Here is a 16,766-nt window from a genome sequence, read left to right on the forward strand (position 1 = left end):
CGTCAGCGCGGGGCCGGGACCGGTTCGACTCCCGTGATCTCCAGCTCCCGCCCGCTGCGCAGCTCCTGCGAGGGCCGGTCGCAGCGCGGGCACCAGAAGAACGGCGGCACGCCCACCGCGAACTCCTCCGCGCACGGCGCGCAGTAGGCGTGCGCCGTGACCTGCTCGACGACCAGCTCGGCCGCCGCCAGCGCCGTACTGCCCTCACGGGCCACCTCGAAGGCGAAGTGCAGCGCGTCGGGCACGACGCCGGCCAGCTCGCCCACGCGGACGGTCACCGCCGAGACGGCGTCCGCGCCGTCCGCGCGGGCGAGTTCGCCGGCCTGTTCCACGATCGCGGTCGCGATCGACAGCTCGTGCACGGCAGGCTCAGGGATACCGGCGGTTGGCCCGCAGCCCACCGGTCATCCGGTAGATGCGCAACTCGCGGACGATCCCCGGGAGTTCGCGGACGAACAGGGTCATGGCCAGGCCGCCGATCATGGCCGCCTGTACGACGAGCAGCTGTCGCCCGGACATCCCGGTCCGTGCGGTCCTTCGTTTCATGCCGACCTCCATGGCGGTCCGTTCCTGCTGTCTCATCCCGGCGAGATGTTCGGCATGTCCTGCACCAGGGCGTCATGCCGTTTCGAGTGGATACCGGTGGAGCGGCGCGCGTCGGAGCTGCCGTCCTTGTGGTGTCCGGGCTGGTGCTGGTACGGGCCCTTGTTGCCCTGGTGCAGTCCGGGCACGTGGCTCGGGGTGTCGGGCTTCGCCTGGGGGCGGCCCACTCGGATGCTGCCCATGTCGGTTCTCCTTCCAGGTCCTCACGACCGTTCGGTCAGCTCCCTGAAGAACTGTTCTACGGCCGGCCAGACCCGCCCGCCACCGGAGAGGCCCCGCCACTCGCGGCGGACCAGGGCGATCATCCGGTAGCAGTCGTCGACCGGCACGATCCAGTGCTCGTCGAGGCCGCGCACGGTGTTCACCAGCAGCGCCTCCACGTCGGGTGCCACGGCGGCGAGCTCGGGAACCGCGGCGGCCAGCCGCTGCCACGCCTGTGCGTCCACCTCCCAGCGCATGGCCCCGGCCGGGCTCGGCCCCTGCGCGGTGACCGTGCCGTCGGAGCGCGGCACGAAGAACACCAGACCCACCGGGACGCCCAGCACCCCCGTGTCGACCGGCGGCAGCCGCAGCCGGCGCCGGGGCACGAGCCGGTAGCGGCCCTCGCCCGCCCCGTTGTCGGCGAACAGCACCGAGCAGGGGCCGCACACGCACCGCACCTCGGCGTCACCCGTGTCGTACAGGTGGGGGTGTTCCACGGCCAGGCGGGCGGCGCACATCTCGCAGACCTCGGCCTCGGCCGTCGCCGCGCGGTCCGCGGCGGAGCGGATGACCCGGGCGAGCGCTCCGTCCATCCTCACCCCGCCTCCTCGGGCACGGCCCGGCGCCTGATCGTGCTCAGCGGTACGAACGCGGGCGCCGGCTTCCGCTCGGCGCCCCCCGGCACCGTCTCCACGGAGGTCAGCTCGGGAGCGACGGCCAGCACCGCCGCCCGGACCGCCTCGACGACGTCCGACGAGCCGCCGCCGCACCCGGAACCGCACCCGCCGCCCGAGGACAGCCGCACCCGGGCCACCTGACCGTCGACCCCGGCCCACTCCAGGTCGCCGCCGCGCTCGCGCACCGCCGGCCGCAGCTTCTCCACCGCGCGGGCGGCCCTGAGCTCCGCCGGCTCCGGGTGGACGGCGTGCAGGACCAGGAGATGGCCGAGCAGCTCGTCGTCGGCGAGCCGTTCCCGCAGCCGCTCGTCCGCGTGGTCCAGCACCCGGGCGAGGGCCTCGCCGTAGACCTCCGTCAGCAGCCGCACCGCCTCCAGGGCCGGGCCCGGAGCGGACTCCAGCCCGGCCAGCAGCTCGTCGAGCCGGGCGAGCCGCGCCTCCACCGCCGGGTCCGGCAGCCGTACGGCGGTGTCAGCCATGGTTGGCCCCGTACGTGGGCGAGTGCACGGTGGTCAGGGTCTTCCCCTTGCCCATGTACATGTGCACGCCGCACGGCAGACACGGGTCGAAGCTGCGCACGGTGCGCATGATGTCGACGCCCTTGAAGTCGTCGGGCCCGTTCTCCTCGAAGATCGGCTGACCCTGGACGGCGTCCTCGTACGGGCCGGGGGTCCCGTAGCTGTCACGCGGACTGGCGTTCCACGGGGTCGGCGGGTACGGATGGTAGTTGGCGATCTTCCGGTCCCGGATCACCAGGTGGTGGGAGAGGACCCCGCGCACCGCCTCGTGGAAGCCGCAGCCGATCGACTCGTCCGGCACCTCGAAGTTCTCGAACACCTTCGTGTCGCCGCTCCTGAGCATCCCCATGGCCTCCTCCAGGAACTGCAGGGCCATGGCGGCGGCGTAGGCGATGAAGTACGGCCGGGCGCGGTCCCGTTCGAGGGTGTTGCTCCACTTCGGGATCTTCCACTCCAGAGTCGTCTCCGGCAGCTTCTCGCCCTTGGGCAGGGTGATGCGGATGCCGCCACCGGTCGCCTTGACGTACGGCGTGTCGACCAGTCCGCTGAGCGCGGTGGACCACAGCCGGGCCAGCGGACCGCCTCCGGTGTCGAGCGCGAGATGCTCACCGGTCTCGGGGTGGTACCAGCGTGGGCTCATCACCCAGCTGTAGTTGCCGTCGAAGTCCCGCTTCTGCGGCACCGGGACGGTCGTCTGGTTCCACGGGTGGCGCATGTCGACGGGGTTGCCGAGCGGGTCGTGGGTGACGAACGGGTCCTCGTTCACCCAGTCCTCGTAGAAGGAGCTGCCCAGCATGATGCGCAGCCCGAGGTTGATGTCGATCAGGTTGTTGGTGACCAGCTTGCCGTCCACGACGACGCCGGGGGTGACGTACATCGCCCGGCCCCACTCGTTCATCGTCGCGTAGCGGTAGTCGACGACGTCCGGGTTCTGGAAGGCACCCCAGCAGCCCAGCAGGATGCGGCGCTTGCCGACCTCCTCGTAGCCGGGCAGGGCCTCGTAGAAGAAGTCGAAGACGTCGTCGTTCATCGCCACCGCCTTCTTGACGAAGTCGATGACGCGCATCAGGCGGCTGAGGTAGTCGGTGAAGGTGTTCGGCTGCGGCATCGTGCCGACACCGCCCGGGTACATCGTGGAGGGGTGCACATGCCGGCCCTCCATCAGGCAGAACATCTCCCGGGTGATCCGGCTGACCTTCAGCGCCTCCTTGTAGACCTCGCCCTCGAAGGGGTTGAAGGCCTTCATGATGTCGGCGATCGTGCGGTAGCCGTGGACGTCCCCGCGGGGCGCGTCCGTGCGCTCGGCGCGGGCCAGGACACCGGGGTTGGTGGCCTTGACCATCGCCTCGCAGAAGTCCACGAAGACCAGGTTGTCCTGGAAGATCGTGTGGTCGAAGATGTACTCCGCCGCCTCGCCGAGGTTGGTGATGTGCTCGGCCAGCTTGGGCGGCTTGACGCCGTAGGCCATCTGCTGGGCGTAGTTGGAGCAGGTGGTGTGGTTGTCGCCGCAGATGCCGCAGATCCGCGAGGTGATGAACCCGGCGTCACGCGGGTCCTTGCCCTTCATGAAGACCGAGTAGCCACGGAAGAGCGACGAGGTGCTGTGGCACTCGACGACTTCCTGGTTGGCGAAGTCGATCTTCGTGTAGATGCCCAGGTTGCCGATGATCCGGGTGATCGGATCCCAGGACATGTCGACGATCTGGGCGGGTTTACGTTCCGTGGGCCGGGACTCGGTGGTGGTCATCTGCGGTACTGCCCCTCGCTGTTCGGGTCGGGCGGACTTGTGGCGGGACGGGGACGGACGGCGTCAGGCACGCCAGTGCGGGTCGTAGCCGCTGGTCAGCTTGCGCTTGTTGTGGCGCCACTTGGGCTCGTGGTTCACCACGTCGTTGGTCAGCCCGCGCAGCCGGCGGACGACGGCTCCGTACGGCTTGACGAGCATGGTCGACAGCGTGCCGCCCGGGGGCTCGTCCATGAACGGCATGAAGGCGTCCGGGAAGCTGGGCATCGTGCAGCCGATGCAGATGCCGCCGACGTTCGGGCAGCCGCCGATGCCGGCCATCCAGCCGCGCTTGGGCACGTTGCAGTTGACCACCGGGCCCCAGCAGCCGACCTTCACCTGGCACTTGGGGGAGTTGTAGTCCCTCGCGAAGTCGGCCTGCTCGTAGTACGCGGCCCGGTCGCAGCCCTCGTGCACGGTCTTCCCGAACAGCCACTGCGGGCGCAGCATGTGGTCCAGCGGCGGCGGGGGAGCGGCGCCGGCCGCGTGCTGGAGCACCCAGACCAGGGTCTCCATGAAGTTCTCCGGCTGGATGGGACAGCCGGGCACGTTGACCACCGGAAGCCCCGACCGCGCCTTGAAGTCCCAGCCCAGGTAGTCCGCGAGACCCATGCAGCCGGTCGGGTTGCCGGCCATGGCGTGGATACCGCCGAACGTGGCACACGTCCCCGCGGCCACCACCGCCCAGGCCTTCGGCGCGAGCTGGTCGATCCACCAGTTCAGCGTCTGCGGCTCACCGGTGTCGGGGTCGTTGCCGAAGGACGTCCAGTAGCCGTCGCCCCGGATGATGTTCTGGTTCGGGACCGAACCCTCGATGACGAGGATGAACGGCTCCAGCTCGCCCCGTGCCGCGGCCCGGTACGGGGCGAGGAAGTCCTCGCCGCCCAGGCTCGGCGAGAGCACCTTGTTGACGAGGTTCACCTTCGGCAGGCCCGGGATGAGGCCCAGCACGACGTCCTCGATGGAGGGCTGGCCGGCGGCGGTCAGCGACACGGTGTCGCCGTCGCAGCTCATGCCCTCCGAGATCCAGAGGATGGTGATCTCGTCGAATCCCTTCCGCGCCTCGGCCGCGCTGGGCTCGCCGTGGACATCGGTGGTACCGCTCTGTGTGGTCATCGCTGCGGCCTCCGTCGCTGCCGGTCTCGGAGTCGGTCGTAGGGGGCGGCCGGGGCCACGAGGGTCCGGGCCGTGGGGCGGCCGAGGGCGGCGGCGCGGTCGCAAAGGAACCGCCCGGCCGTCGGGCGGTCCTGCCGCGGCGCCTCAGGGGCAACCATCGAACCGTCCCTCCTCCGGCCGGTCGGCCGGACGCTCGGGGGGCCGCGGGGACTGCGGCCGGGGTGCGGTGACCGGACCCGGCGCGTCGGAGTCACCGAGCGGCTGGACCTCGTCGGGCCGGAAGTAGTGGAAACGGCCGTACCAGCCGTGCAGTTCGGCCGCGGGATCGTCCTCCACGGTGACGGCCAGGTGCACGCTGCCGTCCACGTCGTGCAGGACGGCGGAGACCCGGGCCGTGCGTCCGTCCAGGAACATGTCCTGGGCGTCGGCGCCCCGGACGCGCGGACGCAGCAGCACCCGGCTGCCACCGCCGAGGGGCACGCCGTCCACGAGCACCGTGTCGGTCGCCGGGGACGGGCCGTCGTCGCCAGGCTCCTGCCACCAGGCGGGCCGCTCGGCGGCGGACCGGGTCTGCGCCGGAGCCAGGGACCGGATGGTGCCGTGCAGCCGGGAGAAGACCTCCCGGGTCATGCTGTCGACCCGGTCGAGGATCTCCGCCGCCCGTGGATCGGTGGCCCGGGCCTCGGCCTTCTCCTCGTCGGTCAGCAGCATCGTGCGCAGGGTGAGGATCTCGTCGATCTCCGCCGCGTCGTGCAGATCGCCCGGACTCTCCGGCGCCACCTGGGGCCAGTCCGGGAGGATGATGGGGGCGGAGAGCATGACGGCGCCCGTCGTACCCTGCTGCGGCGGGCCGGCGAGCACGGGGAACGTGAACGCGTTCCGGCAGCCCCGCGCGTGCTGCGCCAGATCGCGCGGCGGATCGATCAGGGAGGCGAACTCCAGGCCGTCCCCGCCGACGAGGGTGTGCGTGGCGAGCAGCGCCTGCCGCAGTGCCTCGGTGCGCGGGGCCCGCGGGTCCGTCACCTCGCCGGTGTTCTCGGTGCGCACCCGCAACCGGTACAGCTCCGGCGCGAGCGGTTCGGCCTCGACCGTCGTGACGGCCCGCACCTCCCGGCGCCGCCGTACCGTCCGACCGGCCCCGTCCGGCAGTGCCTCGGCATCCGTGCCGGCGGCCGCACCCACCACGGCGGTGCGACCGCCGAGCAGCAACTCCCGCAGCGGCAGCACCAGTTCGGTCTCGCGCGGCACCGCCTCCTCGAACGACAGATGTGTGGCACCGTCGGCCGCCCGCAACCACTCGACCGGGCGGTACCGTCCGTCCGGGCCGGCCGTCTCGACCTGCTTGTGCTGCATCTGGAGCCAGCGCACCCGCACCCGTACGACCGTGTCGGCGCGCGGTACGCGCAGCAGGCACTCGGTCTGCTGGTACCAGGAGTCCGCGGACCCGGAGATCCCCGGCGTGACCGGCCCGTCCCGCTCGACCCAGTCGCGGGGCAGCAGCACGCCGAACTGCCAGCGCACCCGGTTCTTCGGCGAGGACCGGCGGTACGGGTAGAGCAGGTACCCCTCGTAGAGCACGGCGTCCGCGACCGCACCGACCCGCTCGAAGACACCGCAGGACGTGCCGACGCCCTCGTCCAGCACGGCAGCGTGCCCCCCGCCGTCCACGCCGGCCCGGTCCGACATGCCGCCTCCTCGTCACCGGTGCACTCGACCATTCCTTTCACTACCGTCACACCGGTCACGGCTCCTCGCTCGTCCGACGCACCGCCATTGCGCCGCCCAGGGGACAGGGGCGCCGAGCGATACCCGGCGGGGTCGCGCACCTGTTCTGCGCCGGCCCAGGTGGTGACGTGGTACTGGCAGCTGGAGCGCACCGCGTCGCCGCCGCGTCCCCTCACGCCTGTCGCGCGAGGTCCAGGCAGCAGTGGACGAAGTCCTGGACGACCGGATTGCGGTCGTCGGCCCGCGCCCAGGCCACGCCCACCCGCGTCGGGCTCACTCCCGTGACCGGCCGGTACACCACGCCGGGGCGGGAGTAGAACCGCGCGGCGGACTCGGGGGCGAGGGCGATGCCGTACCCGTTGGCGATGGCGCTCAGCCAGTCGTCGGGCTGTTCGGTGACCGCGCCGACGCGGACCGGCCGGCCCTCGCGCTCGTCGGCGGCCAGCCAGTGGTCACGCCAGGCGCCGGTCTCCTCCGGCGCGGCGACGAACGGCTCGTCCCACAGCTCCCGGAAGGCGAGTCCGGCGCGCCCGGCGAGCGGATGCCCGCTCGGCAGCGCCACCCAGCGCGCCTCGCTGAACAGCACCTCCACCCGAACGTCGGCCTGGCCCGGGAAGGGCAGCCGCAGCAGCGCCGCGTCCACCTCGCCGTCGACCAGCCCGGCACTCGGGTTCGACCAGGCGGCCTGCCGGAGTTCGACGCGCCAACCGGGCCGGCGCCGGGCGAACTCGGCGACGATCTCCTGTGTCGCCTCGTTGGCCCCGCTCGCCATGAACCCCACGCGCAGGACCCGCGCGGCCTGCCGGTCCGCGGCCTTCGTGGCGCGCAGCGCGTCGTCCCAGGAGGCCAGCACCTCCGGCGCCCTGCGCGCGAGTTCACGGCCCGCGTCGGTCAGTGCCATGCCGGCACGGGAGCGGTCGAAGAGCCGTACGCCGAGCTGGGTCTCCAACTGCCGGATCTGCTTGGTCAGGGCCGGCTGGGACACGAACACGCGCTCGGCGGCCCGGGTGAGGCTGCCGTCCTCGGCGACCGCGAGGAAGGAGCGCAGCAGACGCGTGTCGACATCCATTCCTCCACGTTATAGATGCTGGTATTGGACGTCACGGTGGCCTGCCGGGGAGGGTGGAGCCATGGAAAGTGCCATGGACATCGCCTATGTGACCGTCACCTGTGCGGCCGTCCTGGCCAACGCGGGCATCGCGGCGGCCGACCTCGCGAAGGCGCGATTCGTGCTCGCCAACTCGGCCGAGGTCGGCGTGCCCTCCGCCTGGATCCCCACCCTCGCCGTGCTCAAGGCGGCGGGCGCGGCCGGGCTGCTCCTCGGACTGCTCGGCGCACGCCCCCTGGGCCTCGCGGCCGGCACCGGACTGGTGCTGTTCTACGTCGGGGCCGTGATCGCCCATGTGCGGGCGCGGGTGCTCCACAACATCGCCTTCCCGAGCCTGTTCCTCGCCCTGGCGGCGGGCGCGCTGTCCCTGGCGGCCGTCCGGTGACCTCACGGCAGCCGCTCCAGGACGACCAGGGCCGCGTCGTCCCCGAGGTCGCCGTGGCCGTGGTGCAGGAGGTCGCGGCGCAGGGCCGCCACCATCGCCTCCAGCGACCGGCCGGCATGCGACTGCACAGGGGCGGCCAGGTCGTGGAAGCGGCCACGGCGGTCGCGGGCCTCGATGAACCCGTCGGTGTACAGCACGAGACGGTCGCCCGGTACGAACGGCACGGTCTGGGCCACGGGCGGCACGGCCAGCAGATCGCCGAGGCCGAGCGGTGCGCCGGGCCGGTCGGGCTCGTACGGCCGTACCTCGCCGGCGTGGACGACGTACGGCTCGGGGTGGCCGCAGTGCACGATGCGGGCCACCGCCTCGCCGGGCGGGAACTCCACCAGGAGCGCCGTCGCGAACCGCTCCGTGAACAGGGCGCACGTACCGGTGCCGCCGGGCTCACCGCCCTCCGGTGTGCCGTCCAGCGCGGCGATGTGCCGGCGCGCCCGTTCGTCCAGCTGCTCCGCCACCTTCGTCGACGACGGCTCTTTGCAGGCCAGTTCACGGAAGGCGCCGAGCAGGGTGGCTGAGGCGCCGACGGCTTCCAGGCCCTTGCCCCGTACGTCGCCGATCACGATCCGGGTGCCGTACGGCGTGGGCAGCGCCTCGTAGAAGTCGCCGCCGATGCGCGCCTCCGACTCCGGCGATACACACCGCTCAGGGCGAGCGAGCCGATGCGCGGCGGGAGGGGGTGCATCAGGGCGCGCTGCGCGGTCTCGGCGACGGAGCGGACCTGGCGGAGCTGCCGTTCCCGGCGCTGCCGCAGGGAGCACGCGGCCAGCGAGGTCAGTCCGACCACGAACAGGCTGCCGAGCGTGACGTCCGCGTCCGGGTGTCCACAGCTGCCGGCGTCCCACTGGAGCAGCGCCGTGATCACGAGCGCGGCACCGCCGAGCGCCGCCGTCGCCCGGTATGGGAGCAGCACGGCGGCCAGCACCGGGACGGCGGCCCTCACCGGTGAGACGTGCAGCCAGTCCGGGGTGAGCAGATCGGTGAGGGCGACGACCACCATGAGCAGCACGGGGGTCGCGGCCAGGAGAGCGCGGGAGCCGGTGCTGGGGCCGAGGAGCGCCGGCAGCCGTGGCGTGGGCTGCGGGCCCGCGGTTCCCGCGGTGTGGCCGGTGGTGGTGTTCTGAACGTCGGTGGTGTGAGAGGTCATCGTCCAGGTGAGGGCCGTAGCGGTTCGAGGAGCCGGGGGGATCGGGCGGACGGGGCGGGTGTGGGGGCCGACAGGCACGTCAGGGCCGACTCCAGGGGACGCAGGAGGTGCTGGTCCGTACCCGCCCGGTCGGGGGGATCGCAGCCGGGGGCGCCGAGCCGGGCGAGGGCCTGTCGTGCGGCGGGCAGGGCGGGGTGCGGCCGGCCGCCCCGGCAGTCGTAGGCGCACAGGGCGGTCGTGCGCAGCAGGCGGGCGTACGGCTGCGCGAAAGCGGAGCCGGCGCGGGAGCCCTCGGCCGCGTCGGGGCGGGCGTCGAGGAGCCGGCCCGTCGCGGTCACGTGCCCGGCCACGTCCGTGAGCGTGCGCAGTACCCGGTCGTCCAGGTGCCAGGGGCGGCGCCGGGCCGTCGGCCGGACGTTCCAGCGCAGGCTCTCGTGCGCTTCGGCCACGGCGGCGCGGGCGCGGGAAAGCGCCGTGCCGAGGTCGTCCTCCCAGGCCGGGCCGAGCACGGTTCGTGGCCACTCCTGCCGTACGACCGCGTCGGCCAGTCCGTCGAGGTGCCGGGCGACCCGCAGGCGCAGCTCCTCCAGCGCCAGCTCGGCGGACCGCACGCGCACGGCGGGGAACAGCAGCAGGCTGCACGCCAGCCCGAAGCCGAGGCCCAGCACGATCTCCGGTCGCCGCCGGTTCCGCGCACCCGAGGTCGCGAGGCTCGTGAAGGCCCCGGACACTTCCCGCCTGTCACCGGCCCGCGGTGCTGCACCACGGGCGCCCGTACGGCACGGGGCCTCCCCGGTGTGTCCGGGGAGGCCCCGCGCGTACGCCTGGGCGTGCACGCGAAGGCGATCAGGGCTCCGGCACCGGGTCCGGCACCTCAGCCGCCCGGGTGGTCGACGCGCATGCGCACCTGCTTCTCCAGGCGCCGCAGACTGCCGTCCAGCGCGTCGAACACCGCTTCCTCGCCGGGGTCGTGACCGGGGTCGAAGAACGACAGGTGCACGGTCACCTCGCTGGCCCCGCTGCCGATGCCGGACACCTGCAGCCAGCCCGTGTAGCTGTCCTGCTCCCGCGTGCCCCATTCCAGGCGCATCTGCTCGGGCCGGGCCCGCAGCAGGGCGGCCATGTCGTGGCCGGAGCGGTCCTCGTGCACCGTGACGGCGGGCGGGTCCTCGGGCTCCACGTGCAGGGCGACCGGGAGCCATGCGTCGAGCCGGCCGATATTGGCCGCCTGGTCGAAGACCTGCTCGGGCTGTGCGGGCATCGTGCGGGACCATTCGTACTCGGTCATGGTGGCACCGCCCTCCGCTGGGAAGTCGTACCCCGACCGCGTGCCCCATCGGCGGCGACCGAAAAGCCCGATCGGCGGCTCCCGGGGAGCCCGCCACGGCCCACGCGGCGATCCCCGGCCGCATCTGCCGCGAACTTGTCTGGTCAAGTTTGGTCGCGGTTCTTCCGTTGGACAGCGACGACCACTACTCATATCCCGTTCGTTGTGCACAGTCAGGCCGTGCGGGCGCCAACCTTCACGGCATCCTCACCACCGGGACGAGGTACCACGTATGCGACTGCGCTGGAGATCCCTCGGCGGGCTTCTCGCCCTCCAGGGCGCACTGATCGTCGCCGCTCCCGCCCCCGCCGGGGCCGCAGGGAGCAGCGGCAACCTCATCGTCAACGGCGACGCGGAGAGCGGCGGCTCCTGCACCTCCGACTGGGCGGCCGCCACCACCGTCCCCGGCTGGACCACCGAGGCCGGCGGCCCGGACGTCATGTGCCACAGCGTCGCCTCCTTCGGGCTGCCCGGCGACGGCCGGACACCGGGCAAGGCGTTCTTCGGGCCCGGCAACTTCGGCGACGGAGCGATGACGCAGACCGTCGACGTCTCCTCGGCCGCCTCGGCCATCGACGGCGGGGGAGTCCACTACGACCTGTCCGGCTGGCTCGGCGGCTGGACCACCTACAGCGGCCACGTCGCGGTCAGCCTGCACTTCCACGACGGCAGCGGCCGCCCCGTCGGCGCCGCCGCCAAGCTGCCCACGGTGTCCGCGAGCGACCGGGGCCTGGCCACCAAGTTCCTCTCGCGCAGCACCACGGGAGCGGTCCCGGCCGGCACCCGCTCCATCCAGGTCGAGGTGCAGTTCCTGTCGACGAGCAACGAGACCGGCTACCTCGACAACCTCTCCCTGACCCTGGACACCCCGGTCACCGCGCCCGCCCCGCTCGCCCCGCCCGTCTCCAAGGTCCCCGGCTACGACCATGTCTTCATGGTCATGATGGAGAACACGGACTACTCCGAGGTCATGAACGACCCGGCGGACACGCCGTACATGCACAGCCTCATGACCCAGGGCGCCACACTCACCGACCACCACGGCGTCTACCACCCGAGCGACGAGAACTACCTCGCCATAGCCGGCGGCGACACCTACGCCAAGGGCGCCACCTACTTCCCGAACATCAACTCCCCCGAACGCAACCTCGGTGACACCCTGGAGGCGGCCGGCAAGACCTGGAAAGCCTACGAGCAGGGCATGGGCACCCCCTGCAACACCAAGAACAACAACGACAGTTACTACGAGCCCGACGACGCGCCCTTCATCAACTACACCGACATCAGCGGTGACGCCCAGCGCTGCGCGGCCCACCTGGTCGACACCACGCAGCTCACCACCGACCTGAAGTCCGCGGCCACCACACCGAACTTCTCCTGGATCGCCGCCGACGACTACTACGACGGCGAGGCCTCCGGCAACGGCAACACCACCAGCCTGAAGACCCAGGACGGCTGGCTGAAGCAGACCCTTGCCCCGGTCCTGGCCTCTCCCGCCTGGACCCAGCAGCGCTCGCTGCTGATCCTCACCTGGGACGAGAGCGAGAGCGAGGCCTACAACCACGTGGTCACCACGGTCGTCGGCTCCCAGGGCACCGTCCCCGCCGGCACCAGCAGCCCACTGCACTACGACCACTACGGCATCGGCCGCACCGTCGAAGCCGCCCTCGGCCTGCCCGGCCTCACGGCCAACGACACCTACGCGACGCCGCTCAACGCCGCGTTCGCCCCGTCCACCGCGAGCACGCCGACGCTCACCGGCGACCTGAACGCGGTCTCCGACGGCGGCAACGTCACCTTCCGCTACTCGGTGCCGTCGGCGGCCCAGGTGAACGCCAAGAACTGGATCGGCGTCTATCCGGCGGGCGTCACCCCGGGCAAGCAGTCCTCGCTCACCTGGTCCTACGCCCCGAACGCCAGCGGCGCCCTGACCTTCTCGACCGGCAAGCTGAACGGAGCGGGCACGTACGACGTGTACTACCTCGCCGACGACGGCTACTCGGTCCTGGCCGGACCGTTCTCCGTGACCGTCGGCTGACCGGCCACGACGGGGACGCGCCCGCGCGTCCAGGCCCACACGCGCGCGTCCTCGTCGCCCGGCGGAGCAGCCCACGGATCTCACCGTGGGCTGCTGCTCCTTCCGCCTGCGTGGCTCCCGCGGATCACAGGCCCAGGGCGATGGCCGTCCGGGTCAGCTCTGCGGTGTTGGTGATGTTGAGCTTGGCCCGGATACGGCGCAGGTAGGCGTCCACGGTGTGGGTGGACAGTCCCATGTGGCGGGCGGTCTGGAGATAGGTGCGGCCGGCGGCGATGTGCCGGAGGGTCTCGCGCTCGCGCGGAGCCAGTGTGGGGGCGGGGGCTTCGGTGTGCGGAGTGGCGAGAGTGGCGCTCATAGTGCTGTCCTCCGGCAAGAGGTCTGTCCGGTTGGCGTGTTTTGTCCTTGTTGCTCCAGATTGCTCGCGGGACGTCATGACGGTGTCCGCCGACCGTCACAGGCGTGTCACAGGGGCGCCGAAAGGGGGCGAGCCCCTCACGCGAGACCGGCCTGGTGGGCGTACAAGGCGGCCTGGACCCGGTTCTCCAGGCCCAGCCGGGTCAGGATGCGGTTGACCCGGCTCTTCACGGTCGCCTCGCTCAGGCCCAGCTCCGCGGCGATCCTGGCGTTGGACAGGCCACGCGCGACCAGCACCAGGACCTGGATCTCGCGGTCGGTCAGCGCGACGTCCGCCGACGCGGGCACGGGAGCAGTCGACAGCAGGGCGGGTGGCAGCGCGGTGACGGTGTCGATGAGGCGCCGGGTGACGGTCGGGGCGAGGACGGGCTCGCCGTCGGCCGCAGCGTGGAGGGCCTCGGCGAGTTGCTCGGGCCGGCTGTTCTTCAGCAGGAAGCCGGCGGCCCCGGCACGCAGGGCCGCGTGCACGTACTCGTCCACGTCGAACGTGGTCAGCACCAGCACGCGCGGCACCGGCGCCGGGCCCGGCCACTCCCGCACGATCCGCCGGGTCGCCTCCACACCGGTCATGCCCGGCATGCGTACGTCCATCAGCACCACGTCCGGGCGGAGCGCCACGGCCAGGGCGACCCCGTCCGCACCGTCGCCCGCCTCACCGACGACCGACAGACCCTCGCGCCGGTCGATGACGAGCCGCAGCGCGGTCCGCACGATCTCCTGGTCGTCGACCACCAGCACGCGTACGGTCATCGGTCGCCCTGTTCCGCATGGGGCTGTGCCGCGTCGGCCGCCCGCGCGGACAGCACGGCGCGCAGCCGCCAGCCGCCGTCCGGGCGCGGACCGGCGTCCAGCTCACCGTCGAAGGCCGCCACGCGCTCCCGCATCCCGAGGAGCCCCCGCCCCGTGCCCGGCACCGCCCGGTGGCCCGGGTCCGGCGGGTCGTTCTCGACCTCGACCGTCAGTCGTGCGTCGTCACCGCGCACGGTGATCCGTACGGCGACCGGACCGGCGTGCTTGACCACGTTCGTCAGCGCCTCCTGGACGATCCGGTAGGCCGAGACCTGCATCCCGGCGGGCGGCGCGGTCCGCCCGTCCACCTCGACGGCACACCCGACCCGGCATCCCGCGGAGGTCGCGACCCGCACGAGTTGGTCGAGACGGCCGAGGGACGGCTCGGGGGCGAGATCCCGTTCGTCGAAGGACAGCAGCCCGAGCAGCCGCCGCATCTCGGCGAGCGCCGTGTCCGCGGTCCGCGCGATGACCCCGACCCCCTGCGCCGCCTCCTCCGGCTGGAGCGGACCGGAGGTCAGCACGTCCTCGGCGGCCCGTGCCTGCAGGGCGATGGCGCTGACGTGATGGGCGACCACGTCGTGCAGGTCGCGGGCGATGCGGGCGCGCTCGGTCAACACGGCCTGGTGCGCGTTGAGTTCCCGCTCGGCCGCGAGCCGCCGGTTCAGCTCGCGCAGCCGGGCCGCGTCGGCGTCGATCCGGCGCCGCCCGTACCCCAGCAGCCAGGCCAGGACGAAGAAGAACCCGAACGTCGTGAGGCTGATGGGCTCCAGCGAACCGAGCCGCGGCGGCTCCCAGTGCCCGGTCAGCGCATCCGTGACGGCGGCCGAGGCGAGGCTGAACAGGGTGAGCGGCACACTCGCCGCGGCGGGCGTGTACCGGGCCACGGCGTAGACGCCGAGCATCAGCAGGAACGGTCCGGGCACCTTCGCCGGGACCGGGCCGAGGGCCTGGAACAGGACGTACAGCGCGGTCATCGCGAGGAGCACGGCACGCGGTGCCGTCCGCCGCCACAGCAGCGGCACGGTCTGCGCGCCCCACAGCGCCACGCCCCAGGCGGGCGGCTCGGGCGTGCGGTGCAGCACCGTGGCCATGTCGAGCAGCGTGAGCGCGCCGACCCACACGGCCTCGGTCAGCAGCGGTCGGTCGGCGAGCCGGCGTTGCGCGGCTCGGGGCAGGGCGTTCAGCTGGGCGCTCATCTCGGTCCGTCAGGCTAGACGACACGCGAGCGCGCCGGATCCTCCGCAGGGCGCGCATCGAAAGGTGCGCCGGCACCCCCCAGGATCGGCATCGGGCCCGAGGCGCCGCCGGACCGGCCCGCCCTAGCGTCGCGGACATGTCGAACACAGCCGTACAGCCCCCGCCCCAGCCGACGACGGACCGGCCCCGGCGGCGGACACCTTCCCGTACGCCCGCCTGGCCCCTGCTCCTGCTCGGCACCGCCGCGCTGCTCTTCGCGGTCGGCGGCCGCTGGGACGTCCCGGCCGCAGCCTGGCTCTTCCCCGTCCTGCTGCTGCGGTTCACCCGCCTGAGCCGCGTCTGGCCGGGAGCCCTGTGGACCTGGGCCGCGCACCTCGCGGCGGCCGTCTTCTGGGTCCAGGAGTCGGCGATCGGCTTCGACCCCGTGGTGCTCGCCGGGGCCCTCGCCCTGGCCGCCCTGCAGACACTGCCGTTCGTCGCCGACCGGCTGCTGGTGGCCCGTCTGCACCCGATGGCCGCCTCCCTGGTCTTCCCCGCCGGTGTCGCCGGCATCGAGTTCCTGATCACCCTGGTGTCCCCGTTCGGCACGGCGTACGGCTCCCTCGCCGTCACCCAGCACGGAGACCTCCCGCTCCTCCAGGTCGTCTCGGTGACCGGCCCGTGGGGCATCGGCTTCCTGATCGCCTACGTCGCGAGCACCGTCAACCGCCTCTGGGCGGGCGCTCGTTGGCGCAGCGGTCTCCTCTGCACGGCCGTCCTGCTCGGTGTGCTGCTCGCCGGCGGCGCCCGGACGGCCTTCTTCCCACCGCAGGGCACGACCGTACGGATCGCGGGCGTCAGCCCCGCCCGCGGCGTCACGGGTTCGCTCAGGGCCACGCTCGCCCGGTTCGACGACGGGCCGGGAGGCGTCGCCGCCGCCCCCGCCGCCGCGGTGCGGCCCGCGATGACCGCGGTCGAGAACGACCTGCTCGCGGCCACCCGCCGCGAGGCCGCCGCCGGCGCGAAGATCGTGGTCTGGCCCGAGGAGGCCGTCCGGACCCGGGAGCCGGACGAGGCCGCCGCCATCGCCGCCGCACGGCGGCAGGCCCGCAGCTCGGGCGTCTACCTGGAGATCGGAGTCCGCGTCTACAGCACCACCCCGCCCGCCTACGGACGGGACGAGGCGCTGCTCATCGACCCCCGCGGCACGGTGCTCTGGACCTACCAGAAGGCCCGTCCCATTCCCGGTTCCGAGCGCTTCACGCCCGGCGACGGCCATGTCCCCGTCGTCCGCACCCCCTACGGCCGTCTCGCCAACGTCGTCTGCTACGACGCCGACTTCCCGGCCCTGATGCGCAGCCGGGCCGACATCATGCTCGTCCCCTCGCACGACTGGAAGGAGTACGGCGCCGCGCACACCGACAAGGCGGGCCTGCGCGCCGTCGAGAACGGCTACGCCCTGATCCGCCAGGACGCCGAAGGGGTCTCGGCCGCCTACGACGCCGAGGGGCATGTCCTCGCCACCTCGGACTACTTCACCACCGGCCGGCAGACCATGGTGGCCTACGTCCCCGTGCACGGCGTCACGACGGTCTACGACCGCATCGGGGACACGTTCGCCTGGCTCTGCCTGGCCACGCTCGCAGCGCTGACGGTCACCGCCGTCGTCCGGCCCCGGCGCCCGGCGGACCGCTGAGGT

19 protein-coding genes are annotated in these 16,766 nt (G+C 72.7%); 3 read left to right on the forward strand and 16 right to left on the reverse strand.

Annotation, left to right across the window (positions count from 1 at the left end; genetic code table 11):
- Window positions 1-2 precede the first annotated feature (2 nt).
- The 9 genes from hypA to SRB17_RS22315 all read right to left on the reverse strand — a co-directional run bounded on the left by hypA (window position 3) and on the right by SRB17_RS22315 (window position 7,692).
- Window positions 3-362: a hydrogenase maturation nickel metallochaperone HypA gene (gene hypA / locus SRB17_RS22275; RefSeq protein WP_323376093.1), complete on the reverse strand. Its 360-nt coding sequence runs from the start codon at window positions 360-362 to the stop codon at window positions 3-5.
- 7 nt (window positions 363-369) lie between these two features.
- Complete coding sequence (locus tag SRB17_RS22280; protein WP_153541523.1) at window positions 370-546, reverse strand: hypothetical protein; 177 nt, start codon at window positions 544-546, stop codon at window positions 370-372.
- A 32-nt stretch (window positions 547-578) separates the two neighbouring features.
- Window positions 579-785: a hypothetical protein gene (locus SRB17_RS22285; RefSeq protein ID WP_153541524.1), complete on the reverse strand. Its 207-nt coding sequence runs from the start codon at window positions 783-785 to the stop codon at window positions 579-581.
- A 21-nt stretch (window positions 786-806) separates the two neighbouring features.
- Window positions 807-1,403, reverse strand: coding sequence for a DUF5947 family protein (locus SRB17_RS22290; RefSeq protein ID WP_323376094.1), 597 nt, complete (start codon window positions 1,401-1,403; stop codon window positions 807-809).
- Window positions 1,400-1,960: a NifU family protein gene (locus SRB17_RS22295; RefSeq protein ID WP_153541526.1), complete on the reverse strand. Its 561-nt coding sequence runs from the start codon at window positions 1,958-1,960 to the stop codon at window positions 1,400-1,402. Before SRB17_RS22295 ends, SRB17_RS22290 begins: the two co-directional genes overlap by 4 nt.
- Complete coding sequence (locus tag SRB17_RS22300; RefSeq protein WP_153541528.1) at window positions 1,953-3,746, reverse strand: nickel-dependent hydrogenase large subunit; 1,794 nt, start codon at window positions 3,744-3,746, stop codon at window positions 1,953-1,955. Before SRB17_RS22300 ends, SRB17_RS22295 begins: the two co-directional genes overlap by 8 nt.
- 63 nt (window positions 3,747-3,809) lie before the next feature.
- The gene (locus SRB17_RS22305) at window positions 3,810-4,898 is read right to left on the reverse strand and encodes a hydrogenase expression protein HypE (protein ID WP_153541530.1); all 1,089 of its coding nucleotides are present in this window, start codon (window positions 4,896-4,898) and stop codon (window positions 3,810-3,812) included.
- A gap of 144 nt (window positions 4,899-5,042) precedes the next feature.
- The gene (locus SRB17_RS22310) at window positions 5,043-6,584 is read right to left on the reverse strand and encodes a hypothetical protein (RefSeq protein WP_228396198.1); all 1,542 of its coding nucleotides are present in this window, start codon (window positions 6,582-6,584) and stop codon (window positions 5,043-5,045) included.
- A gap of 211 nt (window positions 6,585-6,795) precedes the next feature.
- Window positions 6,796-7,692: a LysR family transcriptional regulator gene (locus SRB17_RS22315; RefSeq protein ID WP_153541532.1), complete on the reverse strand. Its 897-nt coding sequence runs from the start codon at window positions 7,690-7,692 to the stop codon at window positions 6,796-6,798.
- Window positions 7,693-7,765: 73 nt separating this feature from the next.
- Here SRB17_RS22315 and SRB17_RS22320 point away from each other — a divergent pair, with 73 nt between their 5' ends.
- Window positions 7,766-8,116, forward strand: coding sequence for a DoxX family protein (locus SRB17_RS22320; RefSeq protein WP_153542355.1), 351 nt, complete (start codon window positions 7,766-7,768; stop codon window positions 8,114-8,116).
- A gap of 2 nt (window positions 8,117-8,118) precedes the next feature.
- Here SRB17_RS22320 and SRB17_RS45485 read toward each other — a convergent pair whose 3' ends face one another.
- The 4 genes from SRB17_RS45485 to SRB17_RS22335 all read right to left on the reverse strand — a co-directional run bounded on the left by SRB17_RS45485 (window position 8,119) and on the right by SRB17_RS22335 (window position 10,608).
- Complete coding sequence (locus SRB17_RS45485; protein ID WP_194294097.1) at window positions 8,119-8,736, reverse strand: PP2C family protein-serine/threonine phosphatase; 618 nt, start codon at window positions 8,734-8,736, stop codon at window positions 8,119-8,121.
- Window positions 8,733-9,320, reverse strand: a complete 588-nt coding sequence (locus SRB17_RS45490; RefSeq protein WP_194294098.1) for a hypothetical protein — start codon at window positions 9,318-9,320, stop codon at window positions 8,733-8,735. Before SRB17_RS45490 ends, SRB17_RS45485 begins: the two co-directional genes overlap by 4 nt.
- The gene (locus tag SRB17_RS22330) at window positions 9,317-10,051 is read right to left on the reverse strand and encodes a hypothetical protein (RefSeq protein ID WP_153541536.1); all 735 of its coding nucleotides are present in this window, start codon (window positions 10,049-10,051) and stop codon (window positions 9,317-9,319) included. The genes SRB17_RS45490 and SRB17_RS22330 overlap by 4 nt, the downstream gene beginning before the upstream one ends.
- Before the next feature lie 143 nt (window positions 10,052-10,194).
- A complete protein-coding gene (locus SRB17_RS22335) occupies window positions 10,195-10,608 on the reverse strand; it encodes an SRPBCC family protein (RefSeq protein ID WP_153541538.1) in 414 nt (137 codons plus the stop codon).
- A gap of 271 nt (window positions 10,609-10,879) precedes the next feature.
- Between SRB17_RS22335 and SRB17_RS22340 the strand changes: the two genes are divergently transcribed.
- Complete coding sequence (locus SRB17_RS22340; protein ID WP_194294099.1) at window positions 10,880-12,685, forward strand: alkaline phosphatase family protein; 1,806 nt, start codon at window positions 10,880-10,882, stop codon at window positions 12,683-12,685.
- 124 nt (window positions 12,686-12,809) lie between these two features.
- Here the strand turns inward: SRB17_RS22340 and SRB17_RS22345 are convergent, their stop codons facing one another.
- The 3 genes from SRB17_RS22345 to SRB17_RS22355 all read right to left on the reverse strand — a co-directional run bounded on the left by SRB17_RS22345 (window position 12,810) and on the right by SRB17_RS22355 (window position 15,087).
- Window positions 12,810-13,040: a response regulator transcription factor gene (locus SRB17_RS22345; protein ID WP_153541542.1), complete on the reverse strand. Its 231-nt coding sequence runs from the start codon at window positions 13,038-13,040 to the stop codon at window positions 12,810-12,812.
- 137 nt (window positions 13,041-13,177) lie between these two features.
- Complete coding sequence (locus SRB17_RS22350; protein ID WP_153541543.1) at window positions 13,178-13,849, reverse strand: response regulator; 672 nt, start codon at window positions 13,847-13,849, stop codon at window positions 13,178-13,180.
- Window positions 13,846-15,087, reverse strand: coding sequence for a sensor histidine kinase (locus tag SRB17_RS22355; RefSeq protein WP_153541544.1), 1,242 nt, complete (start codon window positions 15,085-15,087; stop codon window positions 13,846-13,848). The genes SRB17_RS22350 and SRB17_RS22355 overlap by 4 nt, the downstream gene beginning before the upstream one ends.
- Window positions 15,088-15,224: 137 nt before the next feature.
- On the opposite strand from SRB17_RS22355, the gene SRB17_RS22360 reads away from it, so the two are divergent.
- Window positions 15,225-16,763 carry a nitrilase-related carbon-nitrogen hydrolase gene (locus tag SRB17_RS22360; RefSeq protein WP_153541545.1) on the forward strand — a complete coding sequence of 513 codons (1,539 nt, stop codon included), beginning with the start codon at window positions 15,225-15,227 and terminating at the stop codon, window positions 16,761-16,763.
- Window positions 16,764-16,766: the final 3 nt, after the last annotated feature.

It is taken from the genome of Streptomyces sp. RB17 (assembly GCF_009604455.1).
Taxonomy (GTDB): domain Bacteria; phylum Actinomycetota; class Actinomycetes; order Streptomycetales; family Streptomycetaceae; genus Streptomyces.

Bases quoted from the DNA above. Each gene is read 5' to 3' on its own strand.
- SRB17_RS22280 (WP_153541523.1), bottom strand. From the start codon at position 546: ATGAAACGAAGGACCGCACGGACCGGGATGTCCGGGCGACAGCTGCTC.
- SRB17_RS22285 (WP_153541524.1), bottom strand. From the start codon at position 785: ATGGGCAGCATCCGAGTGGGCCGCCCCCAGGCGAAGCCCGACACCCCG.
- SRB17_RS22295 (WP_153541526.1), bottom strand. From the start codon at position 1,960: ATGGCTGACACCGCCGTACGGCTGCCGGACCCGGCGGTGGAGGCGCGG.
- SRB17_RS22300 (WP_153541528.1), bottom strand. From the start codon at position 3,746: ATGACCACCACCGAGTCCCGGCCCACGGAACGTAAACCCGCCCAGATC.
- SRB17_RS22305 (WP_153541530.1), bottom strand. From the start codon at position 4,898: ATGACCACACAGAGCGGTACCACCGATGTCCACGGCGAGCCCAGCGCG.
- SRB17_RS22310 (WP_228396198.1), bottom strand. From the start codon at position 6,584: ATGTCGGACCGGGCCGGCGTGGACGGCGGGGGGCACGCTGCCGTGCTG.
- SRB17_RS22315 (WP_153541532.1), bottom strand. From the start codon at position 7,692: ATGGATGTCGACACGCGTCTGCTGCGCTCCTTCCTCGCGGTCGCCGAG.
- SRB17_RS22320 (WP_153542355.1), top strand. From the start codon at position 7,766: ATGGACATCGCCTATGTGACCGTCACCTGTGCGGCCGTCCTGGCCAAC.
- SRB17_RS45490 (WP_194294098.1), bottom strand. From the start codon at position 9,320: ATGACCTCTCACACCACCGACGTTCAGAACACCACCACCGGCCACACC.
- SRB17_RS22335 (WP_153541538.1), bottom strand. From the start codon at position 10,608: ATGACCGAGTACGAATGGTCCCGCACGATGCCCGCACAGCCCGAGCAG.
- SRB17_RS22340 (WP_194294099.1), top strand. From the start codon at position 10,880: ATGCGACTGCGCTGGAGATCCCTCGGCGGGCTTCTCGCCCTCCAGGGC.
- SRB17_RS22345 (WP_153541542.1), bottom strand. From the start codon at position 13,040: ATGAGCGCCACTCTCGCCACTCCGCACACCGAAGCCCCCGCCCCCACA.
- SRB17_RS22350 (WP_153541543.1), bottom strand. From the start codon at position 13,849: ATGACCGTACGCGTGCTGGTGGTCGACGACCAGGAGATCGTGCGGACC.
- SRB17_RS22355 (WP_153541544.1), bottom strand. From the start codon at position 15,087: ATGAGCGCCCAGCTGAACGCCCTGCCCCGAGCCGCGCAACGCCGGCTC.
- SRB17_RS22360 (WP_153541545.1), top strand. From the start codon at position 15,225: ATGTCGAACACAGCCGTACAGCCCCCGCCCCAGCCGACGACGGACCGG.